This is a genomic window from Pararcticibacter amylolyticus (genome assembly GCF_003130405.1).
In the GTDB taxonomy this organism is placed as follows: domain Bacteria; phylum Bacteroidota; class Bacteroidia; order Sphingobacteriales; family Sphingobacteriaceae; genus Arcticibacter; species Arcticibacter amylolyticus.
This window is the reverse complement of record NZ_QEAS01000012.1, coordinates 111,543-120,005: the sequence shown is the minus strand read 5'-3', so window position 1 is coordinate 120,005 and position 8,463 is coordinate 111,543. Positions and strand designations below refer to the sequence as shown.

Genomic DNA, 8,463 nt, shown 5'->3' with positions numbered 1-8,463 from the left:
GATTGGCTGGAGGCGGCAGGGGAGAACCGGCAGCTGGCAGTCAATAAATAAGTTAAATTAAATAGAAATATATGAATCCAGCAATGCAGCAAATGATCATGTTTGGACTGATCATAGTAGTATTTTACTTCTTTATGATCCGTCCTCAGATGAAAAAAGCTAAAGACCATAAAAAATATATTGATGAATTGAAGCGTGGGGATAAAGTAATCACTACAGCAGGTATTCACGGTAAAATTGTCGATATCACCGATACTACTTTCCTGGTTGAAGTGGAAAGTGGTACCAAGATCCGCTTTGATAAGTCTGCTGTTTCACTCGATGCTTCTAAAGCATTGAACACAGCCAAATAAGTATTTAAGCTATGAGCCTGGAGGGCTCATAGCTTAAGTTTTTAAACTGCATGGCCTTCGTTACACTCAACCGGATAGAAAGACGCAGAATGACAGTTTTTTTAACGTGTCTGGTCGTCGCTGTACTTACCTGGTTGTTTATTGCACTTTCGGGAAAGTACAAATACCGGGTAGATACCAGGATAACCTATATAAACCCTCCTGAGAATAAAGCTTACCATCCTTTGCAGGACGACAGTGTATCGCTTGAAGTCGAAGGAAGTGGCTGGCATCTGCTGTTTTCCCGTCTTCGTCTTAATCCTCAGTCGGTAGAAGTTAATCTGCGCAGCCTTAACTCAAGAAATTACCTGGTTTTTTCCAATCAGCTGAACGATCTGAATAAACAATTTGATTCGAACCAAAGAGTCATATCTGTATCTCCTGACACCCTGTTTTTCGATTTTTCGAAACGGATAGTTAAGAAAGTGCCCATCAGGCTGGTAAGTGATCTTGCTTTTAAAAAGAACTACGGCATTTCAAACGATATAAAACTGACACCGGCTCAGGTAACCGTTAACGGCGCTGCTGAGGATCTGAAGAAAATTACTTACTGGTCTACGCTTCCATTGAAGCGGCAGGATATCAGCGTGGATCTGACCGCAAAAGTAGGTATTGCGCCTCCGGGCCAGAATAATATAGACGTCTACCCGCAGTCGGTTAAAGTGGAAATCCCTGTAGATATATTTACGGAAAAGGTGATTGAGGTCCCTGTAGAGGTGCTGAATGCGAAGGGGCTTTCTGTAAAATTATTGCCGGAAAAAGTAAAGGTGACCATTTTTTGTGCTCTGGAGAATTACCCCTCCATAGACCGGGAATCGTTTAGGGCTGCTGTTGACCTGAAGGACTGGCTTGAAAGGGGGGCAACCCAGTTGCCTGTTTCTTTCAGGAAGTTTCCGCCATTTTGCAGGCTTATTAAAACAGAACCTCAGGTAGTGGATTTTTTTGTTAAAAGATGATGCTTAAGGTTGGGATAACTGGAGGAATTGGTAGCGGGAAGACGACCGTGTGCAAAATCCTGGAGCTTTGGGGAATTCCAGTATTTTACTCGGATGCGAGGGCTAAAGGCCTTATGCAGACAGACCTCAAGCTTGTAGAGGATATAAAGGCCTCTTTTGGAGAATCCGTTTACTTTGAAAACGGACAGCCGGACCGGAAACGACTGGCATCAATAGTTTTTGATGATGAACAGAAACTTAAAAAGCTGAACTCGCTGATTCATCCTGCCGTATTCCGGGATTTTGATCAATGGGCACATCAGCAAAAAGCTCCTTACGTAGTGAAGGAAGCCGCTATCTTGTTTGAAAGCGGATCCTACAAAGATTGTGATTTTGTAATTGCTGTCATTGCTCCCCCCAACATTCGTATAAAAAGGGTGACGGAGAGGGATAAAGTAACAGAAATGGAGGTAAGAAAGCGCATGGCAAATCAGCTAAGTGATGAAGAAAAGAAAAAGCGGTCTGATTTTATAGTCTTCAATGACGAATCTCACTTGCTGATCCCCCAGGTACTCAGCATCCATCAGCATCTTCTGAATTCAGGAAAGGCCGGTAATGATAGAAAATGATTTCCTTTGCTTTAATGATAATGGACTTTATTGCAGCGCAGGGGGATTTTATCTTGATCCCGCAAAACCTGTTAAACAAGCTGTAATATCACATGCCCATGGTGATCACGCCTGTCCCGGTAATGAAGCTGTATACTGTACTCTGCCGACTGCCGCCATTATGAAACTCCGGCTGAAGAAGAATGCGGGCCGTGAATTCAGGACCTTTAATTTTCATGAGCCATTCTTTCTGAACCAGGTGAAGATCACTTTCATTCCGGCAGGCCATATCTTAGGCTCAGCGCAGGTGTTGATGGAGTACAGAGGGGTGAGGTATGTGTATACCGGCGATTTTAAGCTTCAGGAAGATGCAACTTGCGAAACAGCTGAAATTGTAAAAGCGGATGTTCTTATTACGGAGACAACCTTTGCGGATCCAGAGGTGAAGCATCCTGATGTGCCTGCTGAAATAACGAAATTAAATACATCAAGACACAATGTATTGCTTGGAGCTTATTCACTTGGAAAGAGCCAGAGGCTGATCAGCCTGATCAATCAGTATTGTCCCGGACGGACAGTGCTTTTGCATCATTCTATCCTTCCTATCACAAAGATTTACGAAGATTTCTCTTATCCGCCCGGTAAATATGAACCATATAACAGAAAATTAATGAAATCTTTGGAACAGGGATTGGTTTATATTGTTCCTCCTCTTACATTTGAGTGTTATTACAGAGCGAAAGGGGTGCTGCGGGTATTTGCCTCTGGCTGGAAGAGGTTACAGGTACAGAATGATCTGGAACTTTACATTTCTGATCATGCAGACTGGCAGGATATATTGAATTACATAGAAAAAGCACAACCTTCCGAAATCTGGACGCTGCATGGCAACGGGGAGTTTCTTAAAGAACATTTAAAGAATACATTGCCGGTGAAGATCCTAACTTAATACTATCTGTAAATTAAAATGAAACCTGGGGCCAACGACATAACATAATCACTTAATTATTATTACGCTAATGGAATTAGAGAAGGAGATCTATCAGACAACCGGTTTTAAAAATGATTATCACAAAATCGTCGTGAATCTCATTTATTCTTACAGCTGGGTAACCGGCCTTGTCAAAGAGCGCCTCAATAAGAAAGAGGTTACTTTACAGCAATACAATATCCTGCGGATTCTGCGCGGGCAATACCCTAACCCGGCAACCATTAATCTGCTTAAAGAGCGGATGCTTGATAAAATGTCGGATGCTTCCAGGATTGTCGAACGCCTGGTTCAAAAGGAGCTTGTAACCCGTTGTATCAATAAAAATGACCGTCGTGCCGTCGATATCCTGATTACTGAGAAAGGCCTTGAAGTGTTGCAGTCGCTTGACCCGATAGTTACGCCTGAAGACGTGTTAAGAACTAATCTTACAGACGTGGAAGCAGCCCAGCTGAACTCGTTGCTCGATAAGCTTCGCGGTTAGAAACAGTTTCAATTGCCACGAAAACAGCCTGGTTTTGCCCTCGCTAATGGGCGAATAGTGTCAGCACGGCAATGATTGCGCCGGCCAGTACCGCAATCAGCTTTCTTCTGTTAAAGCGGTGATCTACTCCCGACTCAAAAAGAATAGTGGTGGAGATATGAAGGAATATTCCGATTACAACCGCCATGATTTTATCAAAATAGACCGAAATATTGCCTGTTGTGCCGTTGCCTATAGATTCACTGAGAATGAACCCGAGGGGTGACATGGTCGAGAATAGGACCAGCAGGAGAATAATATTCTTTTTATTTACCTTGTTTTGAAGCAATACGCTGGACAGCGCAAATGCTGCCGGGATATGATGAAGGGCTATACCAAATAGCAGTTCATGCTGGTGCCCCTCGGCCAAAGGCATTCCTTCGAGAAATGCATGCAGGCATAAACTGACCATGATGCCCAAGGGAAAAACGTAGTGCTCATGATGAGATGTGTGAATATGACCATGTTCTATGCCTTCAGAGAACTGTTCCAGAACCACCTGGAACAGGAACCCCCCCAGTACGTACAACCCAATGGTGTGGCCTGCGCCGCTGTATACATGCGGGATAAGATGCAAAACCGTAATGGAGAAAAGGTAAGCCCCGCTGAAAGACAGGATGAGTTTCAGCCTGTTTGCATTGCTTTTAGGGAAGAAAAAGATACTGATCCCACCCAGAAAGCAACTGGAAAAAAGAATGATCAGCTGCCAGTACTCCATGTTTTTTGCATATATGTGGTTAAAAATATAGTGCCGGTAACATACCCGATCATACAACCCAGCAGCCCTCCTGCAATCACATCAACCGGAAAATGAACGCCGACATACACCTGTGCGAAAGAAATAGAGAATGCCCAGAGCAGACCTGCCGGCAGGAGAGGGCGCCAGCGCTTGTAAAAGACCACGATCAGGAACATGGCGATGGCAAAATGATTGCAGGCATGAGACGACGGAAAGCTGAATCCCCGGCCGCAGGATACCAAAAGTCTTATTTCGTTATTAAAGCCAGGCTCATTACAGGGCCGGAGCCTTTCTGCTACTGGTTTGATCAGGGACGCACTGAAAAAATCAGCCATTGCAAAGGTCAGCAGCAGGAACAGGATACAGATGAGCCCGTTCTTCTTATAATTTTTGATCAGAAATATGATCAGAAAGAGATAAAGAGGAGACCAGAAATATTTATTCCTCAGCAAGGGCATAATAGCGTCAAACAGGGGATTTGCTAACCCCTGATTGATGCCCAGGAACATCTGGTGATCGAATTGTAAGAGTTGGTCAAGCATCAGCTTTTTCGCAAATAATAATTAAACGGTCTGATTTAACTTCATCGAAATCACTTAAAGAATAGTCTCCAAAGCAATGTGCCACCTTAAAGCCGCTTAGAGAAAACATTCGTTCAAAATCCCTGAGATAAAATGCGGAGACTTCTTCCTGGTAATGGTGCCGGGCATTGTTATGTTCAAAATCAATGCTCTTCATGATTTTTCCATTCTCAACTTTTTTCCGGATATTAAAGGAGATATCTCCGATAAATTTGGTCTCTTCTTTAACGAGATTAGAGATTACCTTGTGTGTATTAAAATAATCAAGAACTAACCGGCCATCGCTCTTAAGCGACTTCCTGAAGGAACGGAGTGCTTTCAGGTGATCTTTTTCTGTTTCGAAGTAACCGAAGCTGGTGAAAAGATTGAAAGCAATATTGAAGTAATTGATAAAAAGCAGATTCCTCATGTCATGCTCAAAGAAATGCAGATGCTCATTCTCCATTTGCTTGGCAAATTCAATATTAGCATGTGAAAGATCTATCCCTGTTACATCGAATCCCTTTTTGTTCAGGTAAACAGAGTGTCTTCCGCGCCCGCAAGCGATATCAAGCATTTTATCCCCCGGCTCTGGCTTTAGAAAAGAACAAAGGTTGTCAATGAAGAATTCCGCTTCAGAACCGTTGTGTTTTTGGTAAAGAATGTGGTAATAGGGAGAGTTAAACCAGTTCTGGTACCATTTATCGGGCATATTTATAAAAATTACAAAGTTGCAAATATACAGAAAGACTTTGATAGATGAGAGAAGGCGCCTGCCTGATTTCATCACATGATCATCACACTGTTACATTTGAGCAGTTGCTGGTTCCCCCTGTTCCTATTTCTCGTTTTATTCCTTATTTTTGACCTCCTTAAAAACGTAAGCCGTGACACTAATTAAATCAATTTCTGGGATCAGAGGGACAATAGGAGGGAAACCGGGAGATGCTCTGACTCCGACAGACATACTGAAATTTACTGCAGCTTTTGGCAAATGGATCATAGCAAAGAGCGGGAAAAAGAAAATAGTAATTGGCAGGGATGCCCGTATCTCTGGTAAGATGGTGCGGAATCTTGTAACCGGAACTCTTCAAAGCATTGGTATAGATGTGGTAGATCTTGGCCTTTCAACTACCCCGACAGTGGAAATTGCCGTACCTGAAGAAAATGCCGGGGGGGGGATAATTATAACTGCCAGCCATAACCCCAAACAGTGGAATGCCCTGAAACTTTTGAACGCCGAAGGAGAGTTTATAAGTGATGCGGATGGTAAAGAAGTTCTGGAACTGGCAGAGCAAACCGATTTTTCTTTTTCTGAAGTGAACGATCTGGGTAAGGTGTCGTTTGATAACTCTTATCTTGACAAGCATATTGCCAAAATCCTCGCGCTTCCGCTCGTAGATACTGAGGCGATCAAAAAGGCTAAGTTTAAAATCGCAATAGATTGTGTGAACTCAACGGGAGGGATTTTCGTTCCCGCTCTTTTAAAGGCTCTTGGAGTTGAAACTGTCTATGAACTTTATTGCACCCCGGACGGCCATTTTCCTCATAATCCGGAACCACTTCCGGAAAATCTTGTTGCTTTGTCGCAGGAGGTTGTAAACAAGAAAGCTCATCTGGGCATTGCGGTAGATCCTGATGTAGATCGATTGTGTTTTGTGTGTGAAGACGGAAACGTATTTGGCGAAGAGTATACGCTGGTAGCGGTCTCCGACTACGTGCTAAAACACACAAAAGGAAATACCGTCTCGAATTTGTCATCTACCCGGGCCCTTCGCGATGTTACTGAACGGGCGGGAGCTGAATATAACGCTGCTGCAGTTGGTGAAGTGAATGTTGTTAACAAGATGAAAGAAACCGGGGCAGTTATTGGCGGGGAAGGTAACGGAGGGGTCATTTACCCTGAGCTTCACTATGGACGGGATGCACTGGTTGGTATTGCACTGTTCCTCACTCATCTTGCTCAATCCGGAAAGCCTGTTTCTGCCCTCAGAAGCTCTTATCCTGAATATTATATTTCCAAGAACAAGATCACACTCACCGCCGGAATGGACATAGATGGCCTTCTGGAAAAGATCCGTGAAAAATATAAACAGCATCCGCATTCAACTATTGACGGCTTGAAGATCGACTTCGAAAGAGAATGGGTACATCTGCGGCGCTCCAATACAGAACCTATTATCAGGATCTATTCAGAGGGTAATTCAGAAACTATTGCTAATAATCTGGCTAACAAGATCATCAGCGATATCAAAGAAGTTCTGCAGGAGAACAACGACTAACATGAGGGTTTATCTTGATAACGCCGCAACAACGGCCATTGACACCGAAGTCTTAAAGGAAATGTATGAGCTAATGGAAACCCAGCACGGGAATCCATCTTCTATTCATTCTCATGGCAGGGAAGCCCGCGCGGTTGTAGAAAAAGCACGGAAGACTGTTGCGAACCTCCTGCAGGCAGCCCCTGCTGAGATATTTTTCACTTCCGGTGGGACTGAGGCCGATAATATGGCCATCCGGTGCGGAATCACCGATAACGGGATAAAACATGCCATCACCTCCCGGATTGAACATCATGCTGTTCTTCATACCCTCGAAGCGCTGGAGAAAAGCGGGCTTATTTCTTTAAGCTTTGTCAGGACCGACTCCATGGGGAATATTGATCTGCAGCATCTCGAAGATCTGCTGTCTGCCAATGGACGCAGCTTTGTATCTCTGATGCATGCCAATAATGAACTCGGAACATTAACCGATATCAAAGCGGTAGGAGAGTTATGCTCTCAATATGACAGCATTTTTCATTGCGATACCGTTCAGACAATGGGGCATTATCCTCATAATCTCCGGGAATTGAAGGTGCATTTTATCACTTGTGCCGCACACAAGTTTCACGGGCCTAAAGGTGTAGGATTTCTTTATATTAATCATGATATAAAGATCAATCCTCTTATTTACGGAGGTTCCCAGGAAAGAAATATGAGAGGCGGGACTGAAAATATATACGGCATAGCGGGCTTAGCGAAAGCTCTCAGTATTTGCTACCAGGAAATGGATGAGCACAAAGCCCATATCCAGGCGCTGAAAACATATATGAAAGAAGCCCTGGTGGAAAACATACCCGGCGTTCTCTTTAACGGAGAAACAGATCCTGAAAAAAGTCTTTATACTGTATTGAATGTCTCGTTCCCCGAGATGGAAATGGCCGATATGCTTCTCTTTAATCTGGATATCGCCGGTATTTCGGTATCCGGAGGAAGTGCCTGCAGCTCAGGTTCTAACATTGGGTCGCATGTGCTGGAAGCAATTGGTGCTAATCCTGACAGGCCTGCTGTCCGTTTTTCATTCAGCAAGTTCAATACAAAGGACGAAGTAGATTATACTATCAGTAAGCTGAAGGAAATTTGTTCCGTTTAAGCCATCCATAATTATTTTTTCTTTATTCAAACAAACAGGGTAAGGCTGAGTGTTTATACTAATAGTTAGAACATTAAGCTGATACCCTATGACACTATTTCATGAAAACTCCCCTGTACTTCAGGAGGATTTGCGAGTCGATGCTTTGTTGGATGTGAAAATAGGCCCCCCCGAAGAGCCTGAGGAGGATGATGATCTTAGGTATGATGACGATGATCTCGGGGAGAATTCCGAAATAACTCCAATAGGTGACGATCTTGACAACGATGATGATTTAAACGCCCTCAGAACACCTGGACCACTC

Annotated in this window: 11 protein-coding genes; 8 read left to right on the top strand and 3 right to left on the bottom strand. The window is 43.6% G+C overall.

The window, feature by feature from the left end:
* Positions 1 to 71 precede the first annotated feature (71 nt).
* The 5 genes from yajC (at position 72) to DDR33_RS15280 (ending at position 3,407) form a co-directional block, all read left to right on the top strand.
* Complete coding sequence (yajC, locus tag DDR33_RS15300) at positions 72 to 353, top strand: preprotein translocase subunit YajC (protein WP_109416676.1); 282 nt, start codon at positions 72 to 74, stop codon at positions 351 to 353.
* Between the two features lie 89 nt (positions 354 to 442).
* Entirely contained in the window at positions 443 to 1,348 is a 906-nt protein-coding gene (locus DDR33_RS15295; protein WP_146198780.1) for a CdaR family protein, read from the top strand.
* Entirely contained in the window at positions 1,345 to 1,956 is a 612-nt protein-coding gene (coaE, locus tag DDR33_RS15290; RefSeq protein WP_317047452.1) for a dephospho-CoA kinase, read from the top strand. The genes DDR33_RS15295 and coaE overlap by 4 nt, the downstream gene beginning before the upstream one ends.
* Positions 1,943 to 2,884, top strand: a complete 942-nt coding sequence (locus DDR33_RS15285) for an MBL fold metallo-hydrolase (RefSeq protein WP_109416674.1) — start codon at positions 1,943 to 1,945, stop codon at positions 2,882 to 2,884. The genes coaE and DDR33_RS15285 overlap by 14 nt, the downstream gene beginning before the upstream one ends.
* A gap of 70 nt (positions 2,885 to 2,954) precedes the next feature.
* The gene (locus DDR33_RS15280) at positions 2,955 to 3,407 is read left to right on the top strand and encodes a MarR family winged helix-turn-helix transcriptional regulator (RefSeq protein WP_109416673.1); all 453 of its coding nucleotides are present in this window, start codon (positions 2,955 to 2,957) and stop codon (positions 3,405 to 3,407) included.
* Between the two features lie 43 nt (positions 3,408 to 3,450).
* On the opposite strand, the gene DDR33_RS15275 is transcribed toward DDR33_RS15280, so the two are convergent.
* From DDR33_RS15275 to DDR33_RS15265, 3 genes are read right to left on the bottom strand one after another with little or no spacing between them, the layout of a single operon-like run.
* Positions 3,451 to 4,164, bottom strand: coding sequence for a ZIP family metal transporter (locus tag DDR33_RS15275; protein WP_109416672.1), 714 nt, complete (start codon positions 4,162 to 4,164; stop codon positions 3,451 to 3,453).
* Entirely contained in the window at positions 4,146 to 4,727 is a 582-nt protein-coding gene (locus DDR33_RS15270; RefSeq protein ID WP_109416671.1) for a phosphatase PAP2 family protein, read from the bottom strand. Before DDR33_RS15270 ends, DDR33_RS15275 begins: the two co-directional genes overlap by 19 nt.
* Positions 4,720 to 5,457, bottom strand: a complete 738-nt coding sequence (locus DDR33_RS15265) for an SAM-dependent methyltransferase (RefSeq protein ID WP_109416670.1) — start codon at positions 5,455 to 5,457, stop codon at positions 4,720 to 4,722. Before DDR33_RS15265 ends, DDR33_RS15270 begins: the two co-directional genes overlap by 8 nt.
* Positions 5,458 to 5,632: 175 nt before the next feature.
* On the opposite strand from DDR33_RS15265, the gene glmM reads away from it, so the two are divergent.
* The 3 genes from glmM to DDR33_RS25895 all read left to right on the top strand — a co-directional run.
* A complete protein-coding gene (gene glmM / locus DDR33_RS15260) occupies positions 5,633 to 7,027 on the top strand; it encodes a phosphoglucosamine mutase (RefSeq protein ID WP_109416669.1) in 1,395 nt (464 codons plus the stop codon).
* A 1-nt stretch (position 7,028) separates the two neighbouring features.
* On the top strand, positions 7,029 to 8,159 hold the full coding sequence (locus DDR33_RS15255) for a cysteine desulfurase family protein (protein ID WP_109416668.1): 1,131 nt from the start codon (positions 7,029 to 7,031) through the stop codon (positions 8,157 to 8,159).
* 88 nt (positions 8,160 to 8,247) lie between these two features.
* Positions 8,248 to 8,463, top strand: a 216-nt coding sequence (locus DDR33_RS25895) for a hypothetical protein (RefSeq protein WP_202913753.1), incomplete at its 3' end; no start/stop codon positions are given.